This window comes from Gemmatimonadota bacterium (assembly GCA_016713785.1).
In the GTDB taxonomy this organism is placed as follows: Bacteria; Gemmatimonadota; Gemmatimonadetes; order Gemmatimonadales; family GWC2-71-9; genus JADJOM01.
In genome coordinates this window covers 1,240,065-1,266,536 of sequence record JADJOM010000003.1, presented here as the reverse complement: position 1 = coordinate 1,266,536, position 26,472 = coordinate 1,240,065, and the positions used below count along the sequence as shown (strand labels likewise).

The window sequence follows — 26,472 nt, the reverse complement described above, 5'->3', positions numbered from 1 at the left end:
CCGCGGGCGGCGGCCCGTGTACCCCCGCGCCGCCGAGCCGTCTAGCCGATCCGCCGCCGGGCCGACTACCTTCCCCGCCATGGCTCTCGCGCTCGCCCGCAAGTACCGCCCCCGCCGCTTCAGCGACCTCCTGGTCCAGGACCACGTCGCGCAGGTGCTGCGGGGCGCCGTGGTCAAGAACCGGGTGGGCCATGGCTACCTGCTCACCGGCCCCCGGGGCGTGGGCAAGACCACCGCCGCCCGCATCCTGGCCATGGCGCTCAACTGCGAGCGGAAGGGCCAGGTGGATCCCGCCGGCGAGCCCTGCGGCGCGTGCGACAGCTGCCAGCGGATCTGGACCGGCGTGGCCAACCTCGACGTGGTCGAGATCGACGCCGCCAGCAACCGCGGCGTGGACGATGCCCGGGAGCTCCGGGAGCGGGCGATGTACGCGGCGAGCAAGGAGGGCCACCACAAGGTGTACATCGTGGACGAGGCCCACATGCTCACCCGGGAGGCCTGGAACGCGCTGCTCAAGATCCTCGAGGAGCCGCCCCCGGGGGTGGTGTTCGTCTTTGCCACCACCGAGCCGCAGAAGATTGCCCAGAGCGCCGCCCCCGTGCTGTCGCGGCTGCAGCGATTCGACTTCCGCCGCATCGGCGCCGGCGCCATCCGCGACCGCCTGCGCGGGGTCCTCGAGGCGGAGTACATCGAGGCCGACGACGACGCCCTGACACTCATTGCCCGCCAGGCCGATGGCGGCATGCGCGACGCCCTCTCCGTGCTCGACCAGTGCCTCTCCTTCGGCGAAGGGCGGGTCACCGCCCTCCGGGTGCGCGAGATCCTCGGGCTGGTGGCCGACGACGCCTACGGCGACCTCCTCGGCCTGCTGGTGGCGCGGCAGCCCGCCGGGGTCTTCGCCCTGCTGGACCGCCTGGAAGACGCCGGCGCCGACCTGATCGAGTTCATGGGCGGGGCGGGGGATGCGCTGCGGTCCCTGCTCATGCTCGAACTCGGGGCGCGCCCCGATGGGCTCACCGAGGCGCTGCTCCAGACCCTGGAAGGGCTCCGGGGCCAGCTCGCGGTCGGGGACCTGGTCCGGATGCTCAAGCTCCTGGGCGATGCCGAGGCGGGGATCCGCCGGAGCGCCAGCCCGCGGCTCGCGGTCGAGACGCTCCTGCTCCGCTGGGCGCTCCTGGACCGGACCGTGGATCTGGAAGCGGTCCTGGCGGGCGCCGGCAGGCCCGATCCGGGTCCCGCCGGGCCCCCCAGGCCTCCGGAGACCAGGGCGGCGGCCGTGCCGGCGCCAGCGGCTCCCCCCCGCCGGGGCGCACCGGAAGCCGCCGCGCCGTCCGTGCCGGCCCCCGCGCCCGTCGCCCCGGCTCCGGCTGCGCCGGCGATGGTGCGGGCGGAGTTCACGCTGGAGGGCCTGGTCCGGTCCTGGCCCGACCTGGTGGCGGTGGCGCGGGCCCAGGGGCGCTTCCTCGGGGAGGCCATGGCCTCGGCCCGCCCCGCGGCCGCGGAGGCGCCCATGGTCACCCTTACCGTCCCCGACGGCAACCCGATCCACGTCGAGGGCCTGGAACGGCAGCGAGACGCGGTGCAGGCGCTGCTCAGCGAGGCCCTCGGCGCCCCCGTCCACCTGGGGATCACGGCCGGCGGCCCCGGTCCCGGGAGTACCCCGAGGGCCCGCCGGCTGAGCGAGTCGGAATCCCGGGCCGAGCGCCTCCGGGTGCTCAAGGGCCGGGACCCGGCGCTGGAAGCGGCGGCGGAGAGCCTCGATCTCGAGGTGCTGGAATAGGGCCCGGATTGCTTGCCTTGGCCCCCCGGTACCTCTACTTTCCTCAGACTTTGCAGGGACTTAGCGATACTCCTCCCATGGCGGATTGGCAGCAGTTCATGCAGCTCGGCCAGCAGATGCAGGGGCGTCTCCAGGAGCTCCAGCGGAACCTGGCGGAGACGACCTACGACGCGCAGGCCGGAGCCGGCCTGGTGCGGGTCACGGTCGATGGCAAGGGTGCGCTCCGCGCGTTGTGGATCGATCCCGAGGCGTTCGCCGGGCGCGATGCCGAATTGCTGTCGGACCTGATCGCGGGGGCGGTGGCCGAGGCCCAGCGACGGGCCGCCGAGGCGCTGCAGGCGGAGATGCGGCGCGCGGCCCCGTTCCCCTTTCCCCTCCCGTCGTAGGCCGTGGGCGCCCTGGACGACCTGGTGACGGAGTTCGCCCGGCTCCCCGGCGTGGGTCGCAAGACTGCCCAGCGGCTGGCGCACCACCTGGTACAGCAGCCGGGCGAACGGCTGACCCGGCTGGCTCAGGCGCTGGTCTCGGTGGCGGAGCGGGTGCGGCCCTGTACCGTCTGCGGCAACGTCGCGGAGGGCGAGCGCTGCGACATCTGCCTCGACGCGCGGCGGGACGCCGGCCTGATCTGTGTAGTGGAGGAGCCGGCGGCGGTGACCAGCCTCGAGCGCGCCGGGGAGTATCGCGGCAGCTACCACGTGCTGGGCGGCCGGCTCGATCCGCTCGGCGGGATCGGTCCCGAGGCGCTCCGGCTGGACCAGCTGGTGGCGCGGGTCCGGGCCGGTGGGGTGCGTGAGGTCATCCTCGCCACCAATCCCTCCATGGAGGGTGAGGTCACCGCCACCTACGTGCAGCAGCTGCTGGCCGGCGCGGCGGTGAAGGTGAGCCGGCTGGCGCGGGGCCTCCCGGTGGGCGGCGACCTCGAGTACGTCGACGGCGTCACGCTGGCGCACGCGCTCACCGCGCGGCAGGAGCTCCGCTGATGGCGCGGCGTGGCGCGGTGTTGTTCGGCCTGGCGGCGGGGGCGGCCGTGGGGTGGTGGCTGGCGGGGCAGCACCGGGCCCGGCACCGGACCGACCTGTTCAGCCCGCGGCCCCTGCAGCGCCTTGCGGCGCTCTCGGGGCTCGGCGGGGCGGTCACCGTCGAGAACGTGCGGCTGCTCCGGGACTACCTCGAGTGGGAGCGTCACCCGATGCTGCTGCGTCGGGCGCGCGCGCTGGTGCGCCAGATGGAAGCGGCGCTGGGCTAACGGAAGGGGAAGCGATGTCAGGTGCCTCCAGCTGGTCATTCCGGGAGGAGGATTCCACCCGGATCCACGCGATTCTCACCGGCTTCCTGCGCGAGTCCAACGCGCGGACCGGGATGATCGTGGACCGGACCGGCCAGATGGTGGCGGTCGTGGGCGAGGAGCCGAGCTTCGACCCCACGGCGTTCGCGTCGCTGACGGCGGCGGACTTCTCCGCCAACGACCAGCTGGCGCGGATGATCGGCGAGCCCGAGTTCGGCAGCCTGTTCCACCAGGGGGAGAAGGAGTCGATGTACCTCGCCGATATCGCGCGGCGGGTGATCCTGGTGGTCCTGTTCGACAACCGCACCACGCTGGGGCTGGTCAAGCTCCGGGTGCGGGCGACGGTCCTGGAACTGCGGCAGGTCTTCGAAGAGATGTTCACGCGGGGCGCGTCCGGCCAGCCAACGGTCGAGACGGGCTTCCTGGGCGAGGCGGAAGATGAGCTCGATAAGCTGTTCGGGGCCTGAGGCGGAGTGACGATCCCATGTCGATGATCAACTACGCCTCGCGCGAGATCAACTGCAAGCTGGTCTACTACGGACCGGGTCTCGGCGGGAAGACGACGAATCTCGAGTTCGTCTACAACAAGGTCGCCCCCAACAGCCGGGGCAAGCTCATCTCGCTCGCCACCGAGACGGAGCGGACGCTCTTCTTCGACTTCCTCCCGGTGGACCTCGGCACCATCCGGGGCTTCAAGACCCGGTTCCACCTCTATACCGTGCCGGGGCAGGTGTACTACAACGCCTCCCGCAAGCTGATCCTCAAGGGCGTCGACGGCGTGGTGTTCGTGGCCGACAGCCAGATCGAGCGCATGGAAGCCAACATCGAGTCCATGCAGAACCTGTACGACAACATGGCGCAGCACGGCTACAACCTCACCAGCATCCCCTTCGTGGTGCAGTACAACAAGCGCGACCTGCCCAACGCCGCCACCATCCGCGAGCTGCAGTCGGCGCTCAATCCCGGCTGGCCGGTGGACGATCCCGCCAAGCAGAAGGCCGCCCCCGACCCGTACCACGAGGGCGAATTCCTGCTGGAGCAGCTCGATGGCCAGTGGGTGGAGCGGGCGCCGTACTTCGAGGCGGTGGCCATGACCGGCGACGGGGTCTTCGACACCCTCAAGGCGGTCAGCAAGCTGGTCCTCAAGAGCCTGGGATCCTAGCGGCCCCCGGCCGGCCCGGGCCCGCGTGCGCCGCATGGTGAAGGAGCTGGTATGACCGGTGCCTCCGGGCGCGACGCCAGCGGTCCGGGACAGCCCGTCCGCCCTGCGGCCGAGACCTGGAACCTGCCCAACCTCCTCACCCTGGTCCGGATCCTCCTCACCCCGGTCATCGCGCTCCTGCCGTTCATCGACGGCTACTGGCCCAAGCTGGTCTGCTTCCTGATCTTCCTCTTCGCGGCCGTGACCGACGTGGTCGACGGCTACCTCGCCCGGTCCCGCAACCTGGTCACCGACCTGGGCAAGCTGCTCGACCCGCTCGCCGACAAGCTGCTCCTGTTCGCCACGATCATCCCGATCTACTGGATCTCCCGCACCCGCCACAGCCTCTACGACATCCCGGTGTGGGGCAGCATCCCGCTGTGGGTCTGTGTGCTGCTGATCGGTCGCGAGCTGGCCATGACCGGCTTCCGGTTCTGGGCCCAGCGCCGCGGCATCGTGATCCCCGCCGCGGGCGCCGGCAAGCTCAAGGCGACGATCCAGAACATCTACATCGGGGCCACCTTCCTCTGGTTCACCTTCCGCGACGCGCGGAAGCCGATGGGCTGGGAGCACAACCGCCTGGCCGAGTACTGGAACCAGTTCCACGGCGGCGTGGTGGCCCTCACGCTGGCGCTGGCGACCGCGCTCACGGTGTACTCCTTCGCGGTGTACATGTACCGGTACCGCGCCCTTTTCAAGACCAATCACTGAGCCGCGGCCGCGTGGCCATCGAACTCCTCACCATCGGCACCGAGCTGCTGCTCGGCCAGACGGTGGACACCAACGGCGCCGAGCTGGGCCGGGCCTTGGCCGCCGCCGGCATCCCCGTGGTGCGGCGCACCTCCGTCACCGATGACCCCGCCGCCATCCGTGAGGCCGCGAGCCAGGCCCTGGCCCGCACCGGCGCGGTGCTCACCACCGGGGGGCTCGGGCCCACCGCCGACGACATTACCAAGAAGCTCATCGCGGAGCTCTTCGGCATGCCGCTCACCTTCCGGACCGAGGTCTGGGAGGCCCTGGTGGCGCGCTTTGCCCGGGCGGGGCGGGTACCGGCGGAGCGCAACCGCTGCCAGGCGGAGGTCCCCGAGGGCGCCGTGATCCTCCCCAACCGTTGGGGGACCGCGCCCGGGCTCTGGCTCGAAGGCCCGCCCGGACTCGCGATCCTGCTGCCCGGCGTCCCCGCCGAGATGCGGGGCCTCCTGCACCACGAGGTGCTGCCCCGCCTGGCCCCGCGGGCCGGCGGCCGGGTGGTCCGGTCCCGGACCCTGCGCACCTCCGGGATCCCGGAGTCGAGCCTGGCGGAGCGGCTCGACCAGGTCGAGCACCGGCTGGCGCCACTCTCGCTCGCCTACCTGCCCGGCGTCGCGGGTGTCGACCTTCGGCTGACGGCGTGGAACCTCGCCCCCGACGCCGCCGACGCGGCCCTGGCCGCCGGCATGGCCCTGCTGCGGGAGGGGGCCGCGGGGTGGGCCTACGGGGAGGAGGACCAGGACCTGGCGGCCCTGGTGCTTCAGGCGGCCCGCGAGCGGGGGCTGCACCTCGGGACGGCCGAGTCCTGCACCGGCGGCGGCATCGGCGCCCGGCTGACGGCGATTCCCGGCAGCTCGGAGGTGTATCGTGGTGGCGTGGTGGCCTACGACAACCGGCTCAAGGTGGACCTGCTCGGGGTCCCGGAGGAGCTCCTGGCCCGCGCGGGGGCGGTGAGCGCCGAGGTGGCGGAGGCCATGGCCAGCACGGCGCTGGGCCGTCTCGGCGCCGACCTGGCCATCTCAGTGACGGGGATCGCTGGCCCGGGCGGGGGCACTCCCGAGAAGCCGGTCGGGCTCGTGTACCTGGGCCTGGCCACCCGGGCCGGGGTCCGGGCCACCCGCCACCAGTTCCCGGGTGATCGCGAGGATGTCCGCGCCCGGGCCGGGCAGATGGCGCTCTTCCGGCTGCTGCAGGAACTCACCGGCCAGGACGGGCAGGCCGGTCCCACTGTGTAGGCTTCTCCCGCTCATCCCCTGACAGCCCGGGCCGATACTGCAAGGGACCCCCACGCTTCCCCCGGTCGCCTGCGTGCCGCGGGAGCCGTGGAGCTGGCCCGACCAGGACCCGAGGATGCGCCGACTCCATCTGTTGCTCTGCTGTCTCGCGCCTGGCCTCCCGGCCTGCGGGGGGGCGTCGCCTCCGGAACTCCGCATCGGCATCAACCCGTGGCCGGGGTACGAGCACTTCTTCCTCGCGCAGGAACTCGGGCTGTACGACACCACGCTGGTCCGGGTTCGGGTCGTGGAGCTCAGCTCGCTGTCGGACACGCGCCGGGCCTTCGAGCGTGGACAGCTCGACGCGTTCACGGGCAGCACCATCGAGTTGCTCAAGGCCCGGGAGCTTTCCTCCCGGCGCCCGCGCCTGATCCTGGTCAGCGACTACTCCGACGGGGCCGACGTGGTGCTGGCGCGGCCAGGCATCCCGGACCTCCGGTCGCTCCGGGGGCGCCGGGTCGGGATCGAGCCGGGAACCCTCAACCTGTACCTGCTGGCGCGCGCGCTCGAGGGGGCCGGACTGGCCCTGGCCGACATCGAGCTCGTCCCGGTGGATCTCCCGCAGATGCCGGCCGCCTTCCGCCGCGGGGCGGTCGACGCGGTGGTCACCTACCCGCCGGCCTCGCTGGATATCGCCGCGCTGCCCGGCACCCGGACCCTGTTCTCCAGCCGTGACCTCCCGGGCGAGATCCTCGGCATCGCCGCGATCGACAGCGCCTTCCTCGCCGCGGAGGGGGCGGCCGTCACGGCGCTGCTCAGGGGGTTCGAGCGGGCGCGGCAGTATGCCCTCGCGCATCCCGTCGAAGCCGACGCCCGCATGGCCGCGAGGGAGCGGATCTCGCCACAGGCCTTTCGGGCGGCGCTCGACCAGGGCATGCGCCTGGTCGCGCTGGCGGAGCAGGAGCGCTTCCTGGGTGCCGATGGCAAGGCCGCCGAGGTCCTGTCCCGCACCCACCAGATCCTGGTGTCGGTCGGGGAACTGCGGGGGCCGCAGTCGCTCGACCGGGTGCTGGCCCCCGAGGCCACGGCCGCGGTGCTCGGGAGTCCGCCCCGGTGGTCGGCGCCATGATCTGGTCGATTCCTCGCCCGCGGACGCTTGCGTTGAAGGTGTCACTCCCGATCGCGCTGGCCGGTGGCCTGCTCGCGGGGCTGGCCGCGGCCATCAACCACGCGCTGGTCGACCGGGAGGTGGAGCGCGCGGCGCGCGGCCGCGGCATCGCGCTGGCGCACGCCGTCGCCCTCGCGGCCGAGACCCTCTCCGATCCGACCGACCTGGCACGCTTCGTCTCCGCGCTCGGGGCCGAGCCGGGAGTCACTCGCATCGCCGTGGCGATGGGCACGCCACCCCGGGTGGTGGCCTCCACCCGGGGTGACTGGTTCGGGCGCCGCCTCGATAGTACCGCCGCCGAAGCGCTGCCGCGCCTGCTGGCGGATACCGCGATCGGCGAGCGCGAACTGGTGGAGGCCTCCCCCGACGCCGCCGAGCTGACCTTCGCCCTGCGCTTCCTGCGGCCGGGCAAGGTCGGTCTCGGGCACCCCCTGGAGTACGCCGGGGTCTCGGTCCGGCTGAGCCGGCAGGCGCTGCTGCAGTCGGCGACCCTCACCACCACCCGGATCACACTCCTCAGCCTGGGGGCGGCGCTCGGCATCCTGCTCGTCACGGCGCTCGCCGTGGACCGGCTGGTGCGCCGCCCGCTATACCGTGTCGGGCAGGCGGTAGCCTCGGAGGATGCCGCGGGGCTGGGCGCCGTCGTCCAGGCGCTCCCCGAGGATGAGGTCGGGACGCTCGGGCGCCGCCTGCATGACGCGATGATGCGCCTGGCGGCCTCGGAGGAGACCCTGCGGCACACGCTCGAGCGGACCGGGGAAATCATCTTTGCCGCCGACGCGGCGGGGCGCCTCACGCTGGTGAGCTCCGCCTGGGCGCGGCTCACCGGGCTGCCGGCCACGCAGATGCTCGGGCGGCCCCTGCCGGACCTGGTGCACCCGGACGATCGGGACCGCGTGGCCGAGGCCCTGGTGGCCCACCGGGCCGTTGCCGGGCCGCAGCGCGTCTTCACCTGTCGCCTCCCGACCCAGGACGACGGGGCATGCTGGGTCGAGCTGACCCTTGCACCGACCCGGGTGCCGTTCGACTGGGCCCAGGGGATCGCGGGCGCACTGCGCGACATCACCCGCGAGCGGCTGGCCGAGGCGGCCCTCCGGCAGCAGGCCGAGTTCGAACGGGGAGTCCTCGATTCCATGGACGCCCAGGTGGCCGTCCTCGCCCCGGATGGGACCATCCACGCCGTGAACCGGGCGTGGCGTGAATTTGCCGCCATGAGTGTCGGGGCGGGCGAGGACTGCCCGCGGAGCGCGGGGGTCGGCTCGAACTACCTGCAGGTCTGCGCCGGGGCCCGCGGCCAGCGGAGCGAGGAGGCCCTCCCGGCGCACGAGGGCATCTCGGCGGTCCTGGCAGGCCGGCTGCCGCGCTTCGAGCTCGAGTACCCCTGCGACAGCCCCACCGACAAGCGCTGGTTCTCCCTGCAGGTCACCCCGCTCGGCGATCCGGTGCTCGGCGCCGTGGTGGCGCACCACAACATCTCTGAACGGAAGCAGGCGGCGGAAGCGCTGGCGCTCGGCGAGGAGCGGTTCGCCCTGGCGGTGCAGGGCACCAGCGATGGCATCTGGGACTGGAATGTCGTCGAGGAGCGGGTGTGGTACTCTGCCCGCCATGTCGACCTGCTGGGCGTGGCCGCGGAGGAGCTGAGCGGCGCCCCGGAGGAGTATCTCCGGTACGTTCATCCGGAGGACCAGGAGCGCTTTCACGAGGCCTTCACCCGCGGCCTCGCGTCGGGCGCACCCGTCGACGTCGAGTACCGCGCGCGGCACGCGGACGGGACCTGGCGCTGGCTGCGCGGGCGGGGGCAGGCGGTCTGCGACGCTACGGGCCGGCCCATCCGCATGGCCGGTTCCACCAGCGACGTCACCGCGCGCCGTCAGGCCGAGGAGGCGCTGCATCGGTCCATGCGCGAGCTGGCCGACGCGCGTGATCGGGCCGAGGCCGGCACCCGCGCCAAGTCCGAGTTCCTGGCCATGATGAGCCACGAGATCCGGACGCCCATGAACGGCGTGATGGGCATGACCAACCTCCTGCTCGACACCCCCCTGGACGCCGAGCAGCGGGAGTTCGCCGAGACCATCCGGGCGTCCGCCGACGCGCTGCTCGCGGTGATCAATGACATCCTGGACTTCTCCAAGGTCGAGGCCGGCAAGCTGGCGGTCGAGGCCGTCCCGACCGACACCCGGCGCGCGGTGGAGGAGGTGGCCGACCTGCTGGCCCCGCCGGCCGCGGAGAAGGGGCTCGAGGTGACCGTCTCGTTCCCCGGTGACCTCGACCCCCGGCTGGTGACCGACCCCGGCCGCCTGCGGCAGATCCTGCTCAACCTCCTGGGCAATGCCCTCAAGTTCACCGAGCAGGGTTCGGTGACCATCGAGGTCAGCGAGCGCCGGGAGCCGTCGCGTCGCCTGCTCGCCTTTGCGGTGCGGGACACCGGGATCGGAATCCCACCCGAGGCCATGGCCCGGCTCTTTCAGTCGTTCGAGCAGGCGGAGGTCGCCACCACGCGGAAGTACGGCGGGACCGGCCTGGGCCTCGCCATTTCGAGCCGCCTCGCGGAGCTGCTGGGAGGATCGCTGGAAGTCGAGAGCGCGCCCGGCGAGGGCAGCTGCTTCACGCTCGTGCTGCCGGCGCCCCTGGCCCAGCCGGAGGCGTCCGGGCCGGCACCGCGGCCGCTGGTGGGGAGACGCGTCCTGGTCGTCGACGACCTGCCGCTCTCCCGCAAGGTGTTCCAGAACCAGCTGCGGCGGGTCGGGGCCGAGGTGCTGCTGGCCTCGGGGGCGGAGGAAGGCCTGCAGCTGCTCCGGGGTGAGGCGGGGGCCGCGCGGCGGGTGGATGTGGTGGTCGTCGACCACCTGATGCCCGGCACCGACGGGGTGGGCTTCGCGGAGGCGGTGCTCGAGGGGTTCGGCGCCTCGGCCCCCCGGATGCTGCTGGCCTCCTCGAGCGGGCTGCGGGTCGCACGTCCGGAACTGTTCCAGGCGATGGTCAGCAAGCCGGTGCCGGAGGCTCGCCTGGTGGCCGAACTCGAGCGCTGCCTCAGCGTGGAAGTCGCGGTCCAGGCGCCCCCGACTGCCGCGCCGCCCGCGGCGTCCGCGGCGTCCGAGCCCAACCCGGGTCCGCGCATTCTCCTGGTCGAGGACAACGTGGTGAACCAGAAGGTGGCCACCAAGATGCTCCGGAAGCTGGGCTGCCGGGTGGATGTCGCGGGGAACGGCATCGAAGCGGTGGAGATGGTCGGCCATTTCACCTACGACCTCGTCCTCATGGACTGCCTCATGCCAGAGATGGATGGCTTCACGGCGACCCGGTTGATCCGCGAGACCATCGAGTCCAGCCGCCTGCCCATCATCGCCATGACCGCGAATGCCATGCAGGGTGACCGGGAGGCCTGCCTCGCGGCCGGCATGGACGACTACCTCACCAAGCCGGTAGGAATCGAGGACCTGAACAGCCTCCTGCAGCGCTGGCTGCCGATCTCCGGGCCCGCGCCCGCGCCCTGACAGCCTGCCAGACTGGCCCACTCTCAGGGCACGCCCGTTGCTGTTATCTTTGGTTCGACCGCAACGAGGCGATCTGGCAAGTGGATGACAGACAGGATCTTGAGGGTACCCCCCTCCCCGAGGATACCGCTCCCACCGGCGATGCGGGTGCCCGCGGCGGCGGGGTCCGCCGATCCGGCCGTTGGCGGGCTGCCGCTGGAGCCTGCACCCGAGGCCATCCGGCGGCTGGAAGACGAGGTGGCGGCGGCTCGTGACCGGCACCTGCGTCTCGCCGCCGAGTACGACAACTACCGCAAGCGGGCCGCACGGGAGCGCGAGGAACTGACTCATCGCTCTCAGGCCGCGCTCGCCGTCCGGCTGCTCGATGTGCTCGACGATCTGGACCGGGTGGTGGCCGGCGCCACCACCGGCAGCGGCGATGTGGTGCAGCAGGCGCTGGTCATGATCGACCGCAAGCTGCGCAAGGAGCTGGAAGCCGCCGGCCTCGAGCGCATCGACCCCGCCGGCCAGCCGTTCGACCCCGCGATCGCGGAGGCGGTGTCGGTCATCGCCCCGCCGGCGGCCGCGCAGGATCACACCGTCGCCGCCACCTTCCAGGCCGGGTATCGCTTCAAGGGCGGGCTGATCCGCCCCGCCCGGGTCCAGGTGTATTCGGCCGAAGGGCATGCCTGACCGTGGCCCGGGACTTCTACCAGGTCCTCGGGGTTCCCGATAGCGCGACCCCGGACGAGGTCAAGAAAGCCTACCGGCGGCTTGCCAAGCAGTACCATCCCGACGCCAACCCGAACAACCCGCAGGCCGCCGAGCGCTTCAAGGAGATCTCGGAGGCCCACTCCGTCCTCGCCGACGCCGACAAGCGCAAGCAGTACGACCAGATGCGCCGGCTGGGCGCCTTCGATGGCGGCGGCTTCCGTCGCTCCGGCGCCTCCTCGGGTGGGGCCGGCCGTCCCGCCGCCGGGACCACGGGGGGCGCCGGTCCGGGGACGGAGAGTTTCGATTTCTCCGACCTCGGCAGCTTCGGCCTGGGCGACATCTTCTCCTCGATCTTCGGCCGTGCCGGCGCCGGCGGGGCGCGGCGCGAGGACACCTCGGCCGACGCCATCGAGACCCTGGTGGAGATCCCCTTCCGCGTGGCCGCACTCGGTGGCAAGGTGCCGGTGCGCCTGCCCCTGAACGAGACCTGCCGCAGTTGCGCCGGCAGCGGGGCCGCGCCGGGCGCCAAGGTGACCAGCTGCCCCGAGTGCAACGGGCGCGGGTCGGTCACGTTCGGCCAGGGGGGCTTCGCGGTGAGCCGGCCCTGCCCGCAGTGCCGGGGCCGCGGCAAGATGCCGTCGATCCCCTGCCCGGCCTGCCAGGGGGAGGGCGAGGTGCGCGCCGAGCGCGAGGTGCTGATCACCGTCCCGGTGGGCACCGAGTCCGGGACCAAGGTCCGGCTCAAGGGTCAGGGCCAGCCCAGCGCGCCCGGGCTGCCGCCCGGCGACATCCTCGTGACGTTCCAGGTCCAGGCCGACCGGTTCTTCCACCGGGAGGGGCTCGACCTGGTCTGCGAAGTGCCGATCAACCTGGCCCAGGCGGTGCTCGGCACCCGGCTTCGGGTGCGGACGCTGGATGGGAAGAAGGTGGTGCTCCGGATCCCGCCCGGCACGCAGCCGGGGCGGAAGTTCCGGATCAAGGGCCTGGGGATCGAGAAGGGGGAGCGGAAGGGCGACCAGCTGGTGCAGATCCAGGTGCAGATCCCGGAGCAGGTCACCCCCGAGCAGGAGGAACTGCTCCGCAAGTTCGCCGAGGCGAGCGGACTCGCGATCTAGCTCAGCGCTGGGCGGTGGGAAACTCCCCGGTCAGTCGCCCGGTCTCGCGGTAGCTCTCCACCAGCACCCGATGGGTGGCCAGCTCCAGTTCGGGGGCCGGGGGCTGGCGCTGGGTATAGCGCCCATCCGCGGTGAGGTCCCACGCCTGCCGGTTGTCCTGCCACATCAGCACCAGCAGGTCGCGCAGCGCGGCCCGGTGCGCCGGGTCGAGGATCGGCGTGACCGCCTCGATGCGCCGGTCGAGGTTGCGCGGCATCCAGTCCGCGGAGCCGATGTAGACCTCCTCGTGCCCGCCATTCAGGAAATAGAACGCCCGCGAGTGCTCCAGGAACCGGCCGATGATGCTGATCACCCGGATCCGCTCACTCACGCCCGGGATCCCGGGGCGCAGGCAGCAGATGCCGCGCACGATCAGGTCCACCGTGACCCCCGCCTGCGAGGCCTCGTAGAGCGCGTGGATCAGCGGCGCGTCGACCAGCGCGTTCATCTTGGCCAGGACCCGCGCCGGGCGCCCGGCGCGGGCGTGCTCCGCCTCCCGACGGATCATGGCCAGGAAGCGCTCCCGCATCCCCCGCGGGGCGGTGATCAGGCGCCGGTAGTGCTGTGGCGCGGCGAAGCCGGTGAGCACGTTGAAGAGGTCGGTCAGGTCGGCGCCCAGCTCCGGGTCCGCCGTGAACAGCCCGAAATCGGTGTAGAGCCGGGCGGTGCGGGGGTGATAGTTGCCGGTGCCCAGGTGCAGGTAGCGGCGCATGGTGTCCCCCTCGCGCCGCACCACCAGCATGACCTTGGCGTGCGTCTTGAGCCCGGCCACGCCATAGCTCACGTGCACGCCCACGTCCTCCAGCCGCTGGGCCCAGCGGATGTTGTTCTCCTCGTCGAACCGCGCCTGCAGTTCGATCAGCACCGCCACCTGCTTGCCCCGCTCGGCGGCCTGGGCCAGCAGCCGGGCGATGCTCGAGTCGCCCCCCGTCCGGTACAGCGTCAGCTTGATCGCCACCACGTCGGGGTCATCGACCGCCGTCTGGATGAACCGCTCCACGGAGCCGGTGAAGCTCTCGTAGGGGTGGTGCACCAGGATGTCCCCTTCGCGAATCACCTCGAAGATGTTCCGGGCCGAGCCCATGCGGTGCTGGGTGACGGGGTAGTGCGGAACGTCCTTGAGCGCCGGCAGGTCGATCGCCGCGGCCAGCGAGAGCAGGTCGGCCGTGTCGAGCAGGCCGCTGACCTCGTAGACGTCGTCCGCGCCGAGCGGGGCGGCCTGCGCCTCCTGGGCCGCATTGAACTCGGAGAGCAGCACCTCGCGGATGGAGTGCGGCAGGTTGGGCGCCACCTCCAGTCGCACCACCGCCCCGAACCGCCGGTTGCGGACCTCCTCCTGGATGGTGCTGAGCAGGTCCTCGGCCTCGTCGTGGTCCACCTCGAAGTCGGTGTTCCGCGTGATGCGGAAGGGGAAGCAGCCCAGGATCTCCACGCCGGGGAAGAGCGCCTCGATGTTCGCCGCCACCAGCTGCTCCAGGGGCAGGTAGCGCCATCCCTCGCCCACCCGGACGAAGCGGGGGAGGATCTTGGGCACCTTCACCCGCGCAAAGCGGTCCTCGCCGTCAGCGGCGCGCAGCGCCACCGCGAGGGACAGGCTCAGGTTGGAGATGTACGGGAACGGGTGTGCGGGGTCCACCGCGAGGGGCGTGAGGACGGGGAAGACATTGGCGTGGAAGTAGCGGTCGAGCTGGCCCCGTTCCTCGTCGGTCAGGTCGGCGATGTCGAGGAGCACCACGCCGTGGCGGGCCAGGCCGGGCAGGACCTCCGCGTGCAGCGTCCGGCCGTGGACCCGGACCTGCTCCCGCACCACTGCCGCGATGTGGCGCAGCTGCTCCTCCGGCGTCTGCCCGTCCGGGGAGCGCTCCGCGTAGCCGGCCGCCAGCTGGTCCTTGAGGCCGGCCACGCGGATCTGGAAGAACTCGTCGAGGTTGGAGCTGAAGATGCCGTGGAACTTGAGCCGCTCGAGCAGCGGGGTGCGGGGATCCTCCGCCTCGTGCAGCACCCGGCGGTTGAACTCGAGCCACGAGAGCTCGCGGTTGATGTACAGCGCGGCCTGGGTCAGGTCCGGGGCGGGCTCCGGACGGAGGTCGGCCTGGGGCAGGGTGGCGTCGGTCACAGGCCGGAATCTACCGCCCGACGGGGCGAGAGCCAGTCATCTGTAACGGCCGTGTCACGGGCGGTGGCTAGCGGCGGATCACCTTGACCTCCCGCTCGCCCACCATCAGCGAGAGGAACAGGCTCACCAGGCTGATCAGGAGCCCCGCCCAGAAGGCCGGCCAGAAGCCCGCGACCCGGAAGCCCAGGTCGAACTGGGCCGAGAGCCAGCCGGTCAGGAGCAGCAGCAGCGCGTTGATCACGAACAGGAAGAGCCCCAGCGTCACCAGCACCAGGGGGCAGGTGAGCAGGGTGAGCAGCGGGCGCAGGAAGGCGTTCACCAGCCCGAACAGCACCGCCACCAGCAGCAGGCCCACCGGCCCCCGGTCGTAATCCACCCCCGGCACCACCTGCACGGCCACGTACAGCGCCAGGGTGTTGATCAGCCAGCGGACGAAGAGGCTCCGCATCAGGCCGCCGGCCGGAGGTACTGGTCGCACCAGTCGAGCACCGTCGCCCACCACAGCCGGCGGTTGCGCGGCTTGGCCACGAAGTGGTCCTCGTCAGGGAAGTAGAGGAACTTGGCCGGGATGTCCCGCAGGCGGAGCGCCGTGAAGGCCTGCAACCCCTCCGAGATGTCCACCCGGTAGTCGAGCTGGCTGTGGATCACCAGCATCGGGGTGCGCCAGTTGCCGGTGAAGTTGGCCGGCGACCACTTCTCGATCGTGGCCCGCGCGGCCGGGTCCCACGGCAGCCCGCCGAACTCCCAGGTCGGGAACCAGAGTTCCTCGGTGGTGCCCGCCATGCTGAGCGGGTTGAAGATGCCGTCGTGGGCCACCAGGGCCTTGAACCGGTTGGTGCGCCCCGCCATCCAGTAGACCATGTACCCGCCGTATGACGCGCCGGCGGCCGCCATCCGGGTGCTGTCCACGTACGGAAGCCGCGCCAGGATGTCGGCGCCCTTCATCAGGTCGTCGTAGGGCAGCCCGCCCCAGTTGCGGCTGATGCTGTTGGTGAAGGCCTGGCCGTACCCGGTGGAGCCGTGGAAGTTGACCGCCGCCACCACGTACCCGCGGGCGGCGAACATGGCGTAGTTCCAGCGCCCGTGCCACTGGTCGAGCCACGCCCCCTGCGGCCCGCCGTGGATCAGGTAGATGAGCGGGTAGCGCCGCGCCGGGTCGAAGCCCGGCGGCTTCATGATCCAGCCGAACACCGAGTCGCTGGCCCCGCCCACGAAGCCGAACTCCTCCAGCGCCGGGATGTCCCAGGCGCCGAAGCGGTCGTCGTGGACGTGCGTGACCTGCCGGACCATCTTGCCCTCAGAGGTCGTGGCGAACACCTCGGCCGGCCGCCGCGCGGTGGAACGCAGGAAGACCACCACGTCGGCCCGGCTGGCCAGCTGGAAGCCGGTGCTGGTGCCGCCGCTGAGCAGGCGGGTGGCGCGCCCGGTGGGTACCTCGACGCGGTAGAGGCTGTGCCCCCCGCGCTCCTCCACCTCCGCCAGGACGGCGCGGGCATCCGGCAGCCAGTGGAAGGCGGAGATGCTGAGGTCCCACTTGGGCGTGACCGAGAGCCGGCGCCCGCTGGCCCGGTCGTAGAGCATGAGCTGCTGCCGGTCGGCCTCGAAGCCGGGGGTGGCCATCGACAGGTAGGCGATGTAGCGCCCATCGGGAGAATACTGCGGAGAGTGGTCGTTGCCCCGCGCGCTGGTGATCGCCTGCCGGGCCGAGCCGTCGGGTCCCATTACGAACACGTCGTTGTTGGTGCTGGTCGCCAGCGCGCTGTCGGAGTTGTAGACGATGGCCAGTTCGGTCCCCACCGGCGAGACGGCGATATCGGCCCCGCCCAGCGCCAGCGGCGGGACGTCACGGTCGATCGGGGTGATGTCGGTGGTGGTGCCGTCCGCGAGGTCCACCCGGAAGAGGTGGGAGCGGACGCCGAGCCGCCACTCGTTCCAGTGCCGGTAGAAGAGGTCGGTGAAGATCCGCGCCTCCGTACCCCACGGCGCCGCCCGCCGCGCGGCCTCGCTCGAGTCCCCCCAGGCCACGTCGGTCCAGAAGTACAGCGCCTTGCCGTCCGGCGACCAGAGGAAGTCCGAGACCCCCTCGCGGACGCTGGTGACCTTGACCGCCTCGCCGCCCCGGATGGGCATGCGCCAGATCTGCGGCCCGCCCTCCCGGGTGGAGATGAACGCCAGCACCTTGCCGTCGGGCGACCAGCGGGGCGCGCGGTCACTGCCCGCGGCGGCCGTGGCCTGCCAGCTGTCCCCGCTTGCGAGGTCGGCCAGCCAGATCCGGGTGCTGCTCCGGTTGTCCTGGAGCGAGGGTGTGGACACCGTGAAGGCCACCAGGCTCCCGTCCGGGGTCACCTGGGGATCAGCCACGCTGGGCGCCGTGATGTAGTCCTCGATGCCGATGGCGCGCGGCGCCTGGGCCGCGAGCGACGCCGAGGAAAGGAGGGACGCGAATACGACCGACGAGAACGCACGCATCAGGCAATGACTCCGCCGCCGAGCACCTGGCCGTCCGCGGCGTACAGGACGCCGGACTGGCCCGGGGTGATCGCGCGCACCGGGGTGGAAAGGACGAGGCCGAGGCCGGCCGCGTCCATGCTGTGGACGGTGGCCGGCACCGCGGCCGCACGGTACCGTACCTGCACCAGGCAGGTGTCGCCGCTCTGGAGTGGCTCGGCCAGCCAGTTGAGCTCTCCCAGCCGCACCTGGTGCCCCAGCAGGTCGTCGGCCTCACCAACGACGACCTCCCGGGTCTCCGGCCGGATGGCCACCACGTACCGTGGTGTGGTGGCCCCGCCGGGCAGGCCCCGGCGCTGGCCGATGGTGTAGCGGGCGAATCCGTCGTGCTCGCCCAGCCGCTCGCCGGTGGTGCTCACCAGCGGGCCCGGGGTGAGGGCCGCGGCGCCGGCGGGCAGGTGCTGCTCCAGGACCTGGACGTAATCGTCGCCCGGCACGAAGCAGATCTCCACCGATTCCGGCTTGTCGGCGGTGGCCAGGCCCAGGCGGCGCGCGTGCGCACGGGTCTCCGCCTTGGTGAGCGCGCCCACCGGCGTCAGCATCCGCGTCACCACCGCCCGGTCGATGCCCCACAAGAAGTAGCTCTGGTCCTTGGCCGGGTCGGCCCCGCGGTAGAGGCGTCCGTCGCGGGCCTGCGCATAGTGCCCCGTGGCGATCGCGGCGCAGCCCAGTGCATCGGCGTGGGCGAGCAGGTCGCGGAACTTGGTGAAGGAATTGCACCGCACGCAGGGGATCGGCGTCCGCCCGCGGCTGTACTCCGAGACGAAGTTCTGGATCACGTCGCGGCTGAACCGGTCCTCGAGGTTGAGGACGTAGTGGGGAATGCCGAGCGCGTGGCAGACGTCTCGGGCGTCGTTGATGGAGTCGAGGGAACAGCAGGGCCGGTCAGGCACGCTGTCACCGTAGCAGAACAGCTTCATCGTGGCCCCGATGACCTCGTAGCCCCGGGCCACCAGCTCCGCGGCTGCCACCGAGCTGTCCACCCCGCCGCTCATCGCCACCAGCACCCGTTCAGCCACGACTCAGGGCTCCCGTCGCCGCCCGGGCCCGGGCCACCGCCTCGGGAAAGACCGCCACGGCCGCCGCCACGTCGCCCGCGGTGCTGTCGTGCCCCAGGCTCAGGCGCACCAGCCCGCGCGCCAGGCCGGGAGGGACCCCCATCGCGGTCAGCACGTGCGACGGCTCCACCGCGCCGGTGGCACAGGCGGAGCCACCGGAGGCGGCCACCCCCGCGCGGTCGAGGTGCATCAGGAGCGTCGCCGACTCGGCCTCGGGGACCAGGACCGCCAGCACGTGCGGTGCGGTGATGCCGCCGGCCGCCACGACCACCAGGTCGGGCAGCGCGGCCTGAAGCCCGGCCAGGAGGTCGGCGCGGAGGCGCGAGAGGCGGGCATGCTCGACCGCCACCTCGTGGGCGGCGAGCGCGGCCGCCCGCCCGAGCGCGACCGCGCCCGCGATGTTCTCGGTGCCAGGGCGGATGCCCCGCTGCTGGCTGCCGCCGGTCACCAGCGGCTCGACGGTCGTCCCCCGCCGCACCACCAGTGCGCCGATCCCCTTCGGAGCCCCGAGCTTGTGCCCCGAGAGGGTGGCGAGGGCCACCGAGGTGCCGGCCAGCGTGGCGGGCACCTTGCCGAAGGCCTGCACCATGTCGGTGTGCAAGGGGACGCCGGCGGCCGCGGCCTCGGTCGCGAGCTCCGCCACGGGGTGCGCCACCCCGGTCTCGTTGTTGACCCACATGACCGAGACGACTGCGGGCCGCGCCGCCAGCGCGGCGGCAAACGCGGCCCGGTCGATCATCCCCAGCGCGTCCACCGGAAGGAGCTGTTCCCGGCCCCCGAGCCTGGCCACCGCGTGGGCCGCGGCGAGCACCGCCTTGTGCTCGGTGGCCGCCACTGCCACGCCGAACGGTGCTCCCACGGCGCGCGCCGCGAGCGCGCGGCCGATCACCGCGAGGTTGTCCGCCTCAGTGCCACCGGAGGTGAAGTACACCTCGCCCGGCTCGGCCCCGAGAGCTTCCGCCACCTCGCGGCGCGCCCGTTCCAGTCCCCCCCGGGCGGCGCGCCCGAAGGCGTGGCTGCTCGACGGGTTGCCGAAGGTGGCGCCGAGGTAGGGGAGCATCGCCTCCACCACCTCGGGGCGAACCGGGGTGGTGGCGGCGTGGTCCAGATAGGCGGGGGCGCGGGACATGGGGGCTAAGATAGTCGTCCGGGCGTTACATGCTCTGGACGCCGAGGGCCACCACGTCCGCGATGTCCACCGTCTCGTGGGTGAAGAACGGCTCGCCGTAGCGGGTGCGGATCAGCGAACCGTAGTGCGCGTTCTGGACCTCGACCAGCGAGTAGAGGTCCTGCCCGGTCGGGAAGATCTCGCCGGCGGCCTTGGCGCCGTCGAACTGGCTCGCGTAGCAGCGGATCGCTTCCATCTTGGCCGGGAACTGGTCACTGATGTCCACCACGAAGGTCGGCTTGACCGGGTCCTCGCGGTAGGCCAGTGCATACAGGATCTTGTGCGGGCGGTGGGGTTCGCCGGCGGCGGTGTAGCGCGCCAGCCCCGCGAGGAAGCAGGCGTCGCGTCCCAGCTCCGAGGCGATCCGGTGGTCGGGGTGGCGTCCCACGGCGTACGGCAGGATCACCGTGCGGGGCCGGAAGTGCCGGAGCTGCTCCACCACCACCCGGCGGGTATCGTCGGTGTTCTGCAGGTAGGCGTCGGGGAGTCCGGCATTCCGCCGTTCCGCCACCCGCAGCACGGCGGCCGCACGCACCGCCTCCTCGGCCCGGAGCGCGGCGCTGCCCCGGGTGCCGGACTCGCCGGCCGTGAGGTCGAGGATCCCGGTGCGGTACCCCTGGGTGGCGGCCTTGAGCAGGGTCCCCGCGCAGGTGAGTTCGACGTCGTCCCGGTGGGCGGCGATGGCGAGCAGGTCGACGGGCATGGAGACGGCACTCACGGGTAATAGGAACGGGCAGCGGGAAACGGCCGAAATCTATACGCCGTTTCCCGCTTCCCGCTTCCCCACGGGGTTTCCCCGGCCCGGATCAGCCGTGCCGGCGCCGCCAGAACCAGCGGAGACCCAGCAGCCCCAGCACCAGCAGGACTCCAGCGGGGACCAGCACGCCGAGCGAGGCGATCAGGCCCGCGATGAAGTGGACGAAGTTGCGCCAGGCGTCCCGGAAGGCGTCGGCGATGACCCCGCCGCTCCCGGTCTCGCCCACCACCGGGGCGGGCTCGTGGACGGTCACCGTCAGGCTGGAGGTCGCGACGTGGGCCTTGAGGTACCGGAGCCGGCCCTCCATCCGCTCGATCTCCTCCCGGACCCGGGCCAGCTCCCGCTCGATTTCGAGTACGTCGGAGAGCTTGCCGGTGCGGGTGGCCAGGAGTTCGATGAGGCGGCTCTCCAGGCGCCGCGCGTTGGCGACCCGGGCGGTGATGTCGGTGAACTCCTCGCCCACGTCCTGGGCGGAGACGTTCACGTACTCGAGCTTCCCGACCGGGGACAGCCCATGCACCAGGTCGTCGAACCGGCCGGACGGGACCCGGATCTCCAGGGTGGCCGAGCGCACCTGGTCCTGGCCTGCCTGCACTTGGCTGTTGGCCACAAAGGCCCCGACCTGCCGCGCGAGCGCCTCGACCTGCGCGATGGCGGTCTCGAGGGAATCGACCTGCAGGCTGGCCTGGCCCGTCCGGATGATCATGGCGGGCATGGCGGTCGGGTCGGCGGCGGCGTTGGGCACCTGGCCCTGTTCCACGCCCCCCGCGGTGGGGGCTGGAGCGGCGGCGGGGGCCACGAAGCCGCTCGCCTCCCCTGGGGCCTCGTTCGTGGCCACGGCGTCCATCCGCGCCCCGCCGGACGCGGCCTCGCCAGGGGACTCGGAGCGGGCCATGCAGGCGGAGGAGAGGAGGCACAGCAGGAGCGCCCGGCGATGGATCGTCAGCATGGTACCCTCGAAGCGTGGAAGAGGACGCCGGGGGATGCGCCGGGGCGCCAGGGTTGCACGTCCGCGCCGGCCGGCCCGGGCTACTCGTGCCGCAGCGCCTCGACCGGGTCCATCCGGGCGGCCCGGTTGGCGGGGAACAGCCCGAAGACCAGCCCGATCAGCACCGAGACCACCGTGGCCACCACGGCGCTCCACAGCGGCACCTCCGACTGCCAGCCGAAGACCCACTCGAGCAGCTGGCCGCTCAGGAGCCCCACCAGCACCCCCACCAGCCCCCCGATCAGGGTCAGGGTGGCCGCCTCCACGAGGAACTGCCACATGATCTCGCTCCGGGTGGCGCCGACCGCCTTGCGCAGGCCGATCTCGCGGGTGCGGTCGGTGACCGAGACCATCATGATGGCCATCACTCCGATCCCGCCCACCAGCAGGGCCACGCTCGAGAGGGCGATCATGGCGGTGAAGAAGTAGTTGGTGAAGTTGCTGACGATGTCCAGGATCTGGTCCTGGGTGATCAGGTCGAAGGTGTTGGGCATGCCGGGGCGCAGCCCGCGCACCCGGCGCAGCGCGGCGGTGGTGATGTCCTGGGCCGACGCCACCGAGACCCCGCTCGCCGGCCGCGCGGCGATGAACAGGTTGTTGGTCTCGTCGTAGCGATAGTTGCGCCGGGCCGTCTCGAAGGGGATGATGGCGCCGATCTGCTGCCCGGGGGGCTCGAAGAGGTTGGCGGGGCGCTGGTAGATCCCGATCACCCGGAGCGCGACGCCGCCGATCCGGATGATCCGGTCCATCGGGTCGATGGGCCCGAACAGCACGTCGGCGGTCTCCTCCTCCAGCACGGCCACCTCGCCGCCGTTGAGCTCGGAGCGGTTGAAGAACCGGCCGCGGAGCAGGGTGCCGCCCTGGATCTCCATGTAGTGCTCGTCGGCGCCGAAGACCGTCACCACCTGGGTGGCGAGGCTCTGGTACTCGATCCGCTGGAAGAGCTGCACCCACATCCCCGCGTAGCCGATGCCGGGCGCGCGCGCCAGCGCGTCGGCGTCGGGCTGCGCCAGCACCGGCCGGATCCGCACCTCGTAGGGCAGCCGTTCGGGATTGAGCGGGGTCTGCGAGAAGTACCGGACGACGTAGAACGCCGTGGGGCCGGCGGCCGAGATGGCGTTGAAGATCTGGGTCCGGATGCCGGCCACCAGCGACGCGATGGTCATCACCGTCGTCACCCCGATGACCACGCCGAGGATCGTCAGCCCCGAACGCAGCTTGTTGCTGCGGAGGGAGTCGAACGCGATCGTGACCCCTTCCCCGACGTTGTGGAGGATGCGGCTGGGCACGGCGGGCGCTACTCGGCCCGCAGCGCGGTGATCGGGTCCAGTCGGGCCGCCCGGCTGGCGGGGTAGACGCCGAAGAGGATCCCGGCCCCGGCGCCCAGGAGCAGCGCGGCGGCCACCGACCAGAGGGTGATCCGGGCGGGCAGGGGGGTGAGGCTCGAAACGGCAAAGGCCAGCAGCCAGCCGCCGAAGACGCCCAGCAGGCCACCCAGGGTGGAGAGCACCACCGCCTCCACGAGGAACTGCCGCTGGATGTCGCGCCGGGTGGCGCCGATGGACTTCCGGATGCCGATCTCGCGGGTGCGCTCGTTCACGGACATCAGCATGATGTTCATGATCACGATGCCGCCCACCACGATCCCGATGCAGACCACGGCGGGGATCGCGGTGAACAGCCAGCCGGTGAGCTGCTTCCAGAAGGCCACCACGTTGTCGGCCTTGTCCACCGTGAAGTCGTTCTCCTCGGCCGGGTGCAGCTGGTGCGCCAGCCGCATGGCCTCTTCCGCCCGGGCCATCGCGCCGTCGAGCGCCTCGGCGTCGGCCATCTTCACGGAGACCACCGTCGTCTTGCGGCGGCCATACATCCCCTCGAACGTCGAGAAGGGGATCAGCACGAACCCGTCGAACGACTGCCCCAGCACCCGTCCCTTCCGGGCGATCACGCCCTTCACGGTGAGCTGCGTCCCCGCGATCCGGACCTGGCGGCCGATGGCCATCTCCGGCGGGCCGAACAGCCGGTCCGCGATGTCGTACCCGAGCACCACCACGTGGCGCCGCTCGCTCACGTCGGGGTCGGCCAGCGGGTCGCCGGCGGCGAAGCGGTAGTCCTGTACCAGCTGGTAGGGCGGCGTCACCCCGAAGACCAGGACGTCGCCGACCGTGCGGTTGCGGTAGATCACGTCGCTCATCGGGGTGGGCCAGCCGGATTGCAGGGCCACCGCCACCGCCTCCGGGATGGCGCGGCGCACCACCTCGGCGTCCGCGCGGGTGATCAGCGGGCGGCGGTTGATGGCCTTGATCTGCTCGTCGTCGAGGAACCCCGGCGCGATCGGCGTCCGCCGCACCTGGAAGGCATTGGTCCCGATCATCGACGCCATCAGGTTGTCCTTCACGTACGAATTCATCCCCTGGATGATCGCCACCACCACGACCAGGAAGCCCACCGAGACGATGATGCCGAGCAGGGTGAAGAAGGAGCGAAGCTTGGCGCTGCTGATGGACTGGAGGGCGAGGCGGAAGGCTTCGGCGAGCGGCATGCCGGGAATCTATGCCGAACCGGCAACCGGGAAAGTGCGGCGGGCGCGGGGGCGCCGCGGGGTGAGGAGGCCTTCATCCTCCCCCGCGACGCCGCCGGGTCACTCGTAGCGGAGCGCCTCCACCGGGTCGAGGCGGGAGGCCTTGCTGGCGGGGTAGAGGCCGAACGCGATCCCGGTGACGGTCGAGGCGAGCACCGCGACCACCACCGACCACAGCGGCACCGCCGCCGGGATCGGCGTGAACTTCTGGATGGCCAGGGCGATCAGGCCACCGAGCGCCATGCCGGCGAGGCCGCCGACCAGGGTCAGGGTGGCCGCCTCGATCAGGAACTGGAACATGATCTCCCGCCGGGTGGCGCCCAGCGCCTTGCGGACGCCGATCTCGCGGGTCCGCTCGGTCACCGAGATCATCATGATGGCCACCACCCCCACGCCGCCGACCATGAGCCCCACGCTGGAGAGGGCCAGCATCACCACGAAGAACCCGCTGGTGATGCTGTTGAAGCTGTCCAGCAGCTTGTCCTGGGTCACCACCGAGAAGTTGTTCTCCTGGGCCGGCTTGAGCCCGCGGAAGGAGCGCAGCGCCGCCGTGACGCGGTCCTGGGCCTCCGCCACGCTGAGCTCCGCCTCGGGGATCACCGCGAACTGCATCCATCCCTTCCAGTAGTCCGCCACCTTGGTGAAGGTGGAGTGAGGAATGCCGATGTAGGGCGATTCGGAGTCGCCGAAGAGGCTCTTCGGCTCGGAATACAGGCCGATCACCTCGAAGGGCTCCCCGTAGGCCTTGAGGCGCCGCCCGACGGGGTCGAGGCCGGGGAAGAGGTCCTGGGCCAGCCGGTCGTTGATCACCGTGACCCGGGCGCCGGCGGCGTACTCGAGCTGGGTAAAGTTCCGCCCCGCCACGATGGTGCCGCCCTGGGTGAGGATCCAGTCGGGGCTGAGCCCGAGGATGTTCACCCCGGTCAGGTTGTTGCTGCCGGCGGCGACGGGGCCGCCGCTGCCTTCCTGCCACGAGACGCTCCGGATCCCGGGCACCTTCTGCAGCATCTCCGCCTCGGCCACCGACAGCCACGGGTTGCGCCGCCAGGGTGACATCTCGTCGGAGCCGTCGCTGACGTTGAGGCCGGCCTGGAAGAAGCGGAACACGAAGAACGTCTTGGGGCCCAGGGTCTCGATCTGGGCCGCGACGCTGCGGTTGATGCCGGTGATCGCCGAGGCCATGGCGATCACCACCATCACGCCGATGGCCACGCCCAGGATGGTGAGGGCCGCGCGCACCTTGTTGGCGCGCAGTGAGTCCAGGGCGATGCCGATGCCCTCGAAGAAGCGGGTGAATTCCATGGTGGCTCCCGGTTACTCGGACCGCAGGGCGGTGATCGGGTCGAGCTTGGAGGCCCGGCTCGCGGGGTAGACGCCGGCCACCATCCCGACCACCACGCCGAGGGCCACCGCCAGCCCGATGGACCAGGGCGCGACGGCCGCGGGGAGCGGGGTGAGGGCGCGGACCCCGAACGCGAGCCCGATGCCCGTGCCGATGCCGAGGGCCGCGCCCACGGTGGACAGGGTGGCGCTCTCGATGATGAACTGGGCCAGGATGTCCCGCCGCTTGGCGCCGAGCGCCTTGCGGATCCCGATCTCGCGGGTCCGCTCGGCCACCGCCATGAGCATGATGTTCATGATGACGATCCCGCCCACCACGAGCGAGATGGCCACCAGGCCGGGCAGCGCGGTGAAGAGCACCTTGGAGATCTTCTTCCACCCCTCCAGCGCGCCCGAGGCGTTCTGCAGGTCAAAGTTGTTCTCCTCGCCCGGCTTGAGCCCGCGCCGGGTGCGCATGATCGCCTCGGTCTCGGCCATGGCCGTGAGCATCATGTCGGGGTTGGCGGCCTTGATCTGCAGCTCGTCGAGCACGTTGAGCGGGCAGATGTAGCGCCGGGCCGGGGCCCGGAAGGGCATGACCGCGAACTTGTCGAGCGAGATCCCGAAGAGCGTGCCGCGCTTGGCCGCCACCCCGATCACCCGGTACGGCAGGCCGCGGATCAGCACCTCCTTGCCGAGCGGGTCGAGGCCGGCGAACAGCTTCTCGCCGATCTCGCTGCCCAGCACCAGCACCGGCGCGCCCACCCGGACTTCCTGGGGCGTGAAGATGCGGCCGCTGGCGATCTCGACGTTCTTGATCTCGAAGTACGACGGCTCGGTGCCCATCAGCTCGATGTCCTTGGCCGCCTTGCCCCCGTAGTTGAGGGTCATGCGGTCGGAGCAGTAGCGGGCCGTCAAGGCGGGGGTCTTGAGCCGCTCGGTCACGTAGTCGGCGTCGTCGTAGGTGATCCGGGGCCGCCGCATCCAGCCGCGCCAGGTCTCCTCGGTGACGTTGCCGGTATTGATGCCCGGCTGGCGCCGCAGGGTGAAGGTGTTGAGGCCGATCAGCCGGTTGGCGAACTGGTCCTCCATGTACACGTTCATCCCCTGCACGATGGACACCACCGCGATCAGGAACGTGACCCCGATCAGCACCCCGATCAGCGAGAAGAAGCTCTTGAGCTTCTGCGCCGCGATGGTGCGGAGCGCCATGCGGACCGCCTCGAAGACCGGCATC

The 26,472-nt window shown here is 71.7% G+C and carries 23 protein-coding genes; 12 read left to right on the top strand and 11 right to left on the bottom strand.

The window, feature by feature from the left end:
* The first annotated feature begins 79 nt into the window (after positions 1-79).
* The 12 genes from dnaX to IPJ95_13655 all read left to right on the top strand — a co-directional run bounded on the left by dnaX (position 80) and on the right by IPJ95_13655 (position 12,700).
* Positions 80-1,780 carry a DNA polymerase III subunit gamma/tau gene (gene dnaX, locus IPJ95_13710; GenBank protein ID MBK7924661.1) on the top strand — a complete coding sequence of 567 codons (1,701 nt, stop codon included), beginning with the start codon at positions 80-82 and terminating at the stop codon, positions 1,778-1,780.
* 77 nt (positions 1,781-1,857) lie between these two features.
* Entirely contained in the window at positions 1,858-2,166 is a 309-nt protein-coding gene (locus IPJ95_13705; GenBank protein MBK7924660.1) for a YbaB/EbfC family nucleoid-associated protein, read from the top strand.
* A gap of 3 nt (positions 2,167-2,169) precedes the next feature.
* Positions 2,170-2,760, top strand: a complete 591-nt coding sequence (gene recR, locus IPJ95_13700; GenBank protein MBK7924659.1) for a recombination protein RecR — start codon at positions 2,170-2,172, stop codon at positions 2,758-2,760.
* Positions 2,760-3,026 (top strand): hypothetical protein, encoded by a 267-nt coding sequence (locus tag IPJ95_13695; protein ID MBK7924658.1) that lies wholly within the window; start codon positions 2,760-2,762, stop codon positions 3,024-3,026. The genes recR and IPJ95_13695 overlap by 1 nt, the downstream gene beginning before the upstream one ends.
* A gap of 14 nt (positions 3,027-3,040) precedes the next feature.
* Positions 3,041-3,532 carry a roadblock/LC7 domain-containing protein gene (locus IPJ95_13690; GenBank protein MBK7924657.1) on the top strand — a complete coding sequence of 164 codons (492 nt, stop codon included), beginning with the start codon at positions 3,041-3,043 and terminating at the stop codon, positions 3,530-3,532.
* 17 nt (positions 3,533-3,549) lie between these two features.
* Positions 3,550-4,227, top strand: a complete 678-nt coding sequence (locus IPJ95_13685) for a GTPase domain-containing protein (protein ID MBK7924656.1) — start codon at positions 3,550-3,552, stop codon at positions 4,225-4,227.
* 51 nt (positions 4,228-4,278) lie between these two features.
* Positions 4,279-4,977, top strand: a complete 699-nt coding sequence (gene pgsA, locus IPJ95_13680) for a CDP-diacylglycerol--glycerol-3-phosphate 3-phosphatidyltransferase (GenBank protein ID MBK7924655.1) — start codon at positions 4,279-4,281, stop codon at positions 4,975-4,977.
* Positions 4,978-4,988: 11 nt separating this feature from the next.
* A complete protein-coding gene (locus tag IPJ95_13675; protein MBK7924654.1) occupies positions 4,989-6,251 on the top strand; it encodes a competence/damage-inducible protein A in 1,263 nt (420 codons plus the stop codon).
* Positions 6,252-6,366: 115 nt separating this feature from the next.
* Positions 6,367-7,359, top strand: a complete 993-nt coding sequence (locus tag IPJ95_13670; protein MBK7924653.1) for an ABC transporter substrate-binding protein — start codon at positions 6,367-6,369, stop codon at positions 7,357-7,359.
* A 32-nt stretch (positions 7,360-7,391) separates the two neighbouring features.
* Positions 7,392-10,892 (top strand): response regulator, encoded by a 3,501-nt coding sequence (locus IPJ95_13665; GenBank protein ID MBK7924652.1) that lies wholly within the window; start codon positions 7,392-7,394, stop codon positions 10,890-10,892.
* Between the two features lie 141 nt (positions 10,893-11,033).
* Entirely contained in the window at positions 11,034-11,564 is a 531-nt protein-coding gene (gene grpE / locus IPJ95_13660) for a nucleotide exchange factor GrpE (protein ID MBK7924651.1), read from the top strand.
* Between the two features lie 2 nt (positions 11,565-11,566).
* On the top strand, positions 11,567-12,700 hold the full coding sequence (locus tag IPJ95_13655) for a J domain-containing protein (protein ID MBK7924650.1): 1,134 nt from the start codon (positions 11,567-11,569) through the stop codon (positions 12,698-12,700).
* Position 12,701: 1 nt separating this feature from the next.
* Here the strand turns inward: IPJ95_13655 and ppk1 are convergent, their stop codons facing one another.
* The 11 genes from ppk1 to IPJ95_13600 all read right to left on the bottom strand — a co-directional run bounded on the left by ppk1 (position 12,702) and on the right by IPJ95_13600 (position 26,471).
* The gene (gene ppk1, locus IPJ95_13650; GenBank protein ID MBK7924649.1) at positions 12,702-14,801 is read right to left on the bottom strand and encodes a polyphosphate kinase 1; all 2,100 of its coding nucleotides are present in this window, start codon (positions 14,799-14,801) and stop codon (positions 12,702-12,704) included.
* A gap of 121 nt (positions 14,802-14,922) precedes the next feature.
* On the bottom strand, positions 14,923-15,303 hold the full coding sequence (locus IPJ95_13645; GenBank protein ID MBK7924648.1) for a phage holin family protein: 381 nt from the start codon (positions 15,301-15,303) through the stop codon (positions 14,923-14,925).
* Positions 15,303-17,324, bottom strand: coding sequence for a S9 family peptidase (locus tag IPJ95_13640; GenBank protein MBK7924647.1), 2,022 nt, complete (start codon positions 17,322-17,324; stop codon positions 15,303-15,305). The genes IPJ95_13645 and IPJ95_13640 overlap by 1 nt, the downstream gene beginning before the upstream one ends.
* Positions 17,324-18,358: a tRNA 2-thiouridine(34) synthase MnmA gene (gene mnmA, locus IPJ95_13635; GenBank protein ID MBK7924646.1), complete on the bottom strand. Its 1,035-nt coding sequence runs from the start codon at positions 18,356-18,358 to the stop codon at positions 17,324-17,326. Before mnmA ends, IPJ95_13640 begins: the two co-directional genes overlap by 1 nt.
* 16 nt (positions 18,359-18,374) lie before the next feature.
* Positions 18,375-19,550, bottom strand: coding sequence for a cysteine desulfurase (locus IPJ95_13630; GenBank protein MBK7924645.1), 1,176 nt, complete (start codon positions 19,548-19,550; stop codon positions 18,375-18,377).
* Between the two features lie 25 nt (positions 19,551-19,575).
* Positions 19,576-20,292: a bacillithiol biosynthesis deacetylase BshB1 gene (gene bshB1, locus IPJ95_13625; protein MBK7924644.1), complete on the bottom strand. Its 717-nt coding sequence runs from the start codon at positions 20,290-20,292 to the stop codon at positions 19,576-19,578.
* A gap of 103 nt (positions 20,293-20,395) precedes the next feature.
* Positions 20,396-21,295: a DUF4349 domain-containing protein gene (locus IPJ95_13620; protein MBK7924643.1), complete on the bottom strand. Its 900-nt coding sequence runs from the start codon at positions 21,293-21,295 to the stop codon at positions 20,396-20,398.
* Between the two features lie 80 nt (positions 21,296-21,375).
* Positions 21,376-22,623: an ABC transporter permease gene (locus IPJ95_13615; GenBank protein ID MBK7924642.1), complete on the bottom strand. Its 1,248-nt coding sequence runs from the start codon at positions 22,621-22,623 to the stop codon at positions 21,376-21,378.
* A gap of 8 nt (positions 22,624-22,631) precedes the next feature.
* Positions 22,632-23,876 carry an ABC transporter permease gene (locus IPJ95_13610; protein MBK7924641.1) on the bottom strand — a complete coding sequence of 415 codons (1,245 nt, stop codon included), beginning with the start codon at positions 23,874-23,876 and terminating at the stop codon, positions 22,632-22,634.
* Between the two features lie 99 nt (positions 23,877-23,975).
* Positions 23,976-25,217, bottom strand: coding sequence for an ABC transporter permease (locus tag IPJ95_13605; GenBank protein MBK7924640.1), 1,242 nt, complete (start codon positions 25,215-25,217; stop codon positions 23,976-23,978).
* 12 nt (positions 25,218-25,229) lie between these two features.
* On the bottom strand, positions 25,230-26,471 hold the full coding sequence (locus IPJ95_13600) for an ABC transporter permease (GenBank protein ID MBK7924639.1): 1,242 nt from the start codon (positions 26,469-26,471) through the stop codon (positions 25,230-25,232).
* Position 26,472 lies beyond the last annotated feature (1 nt).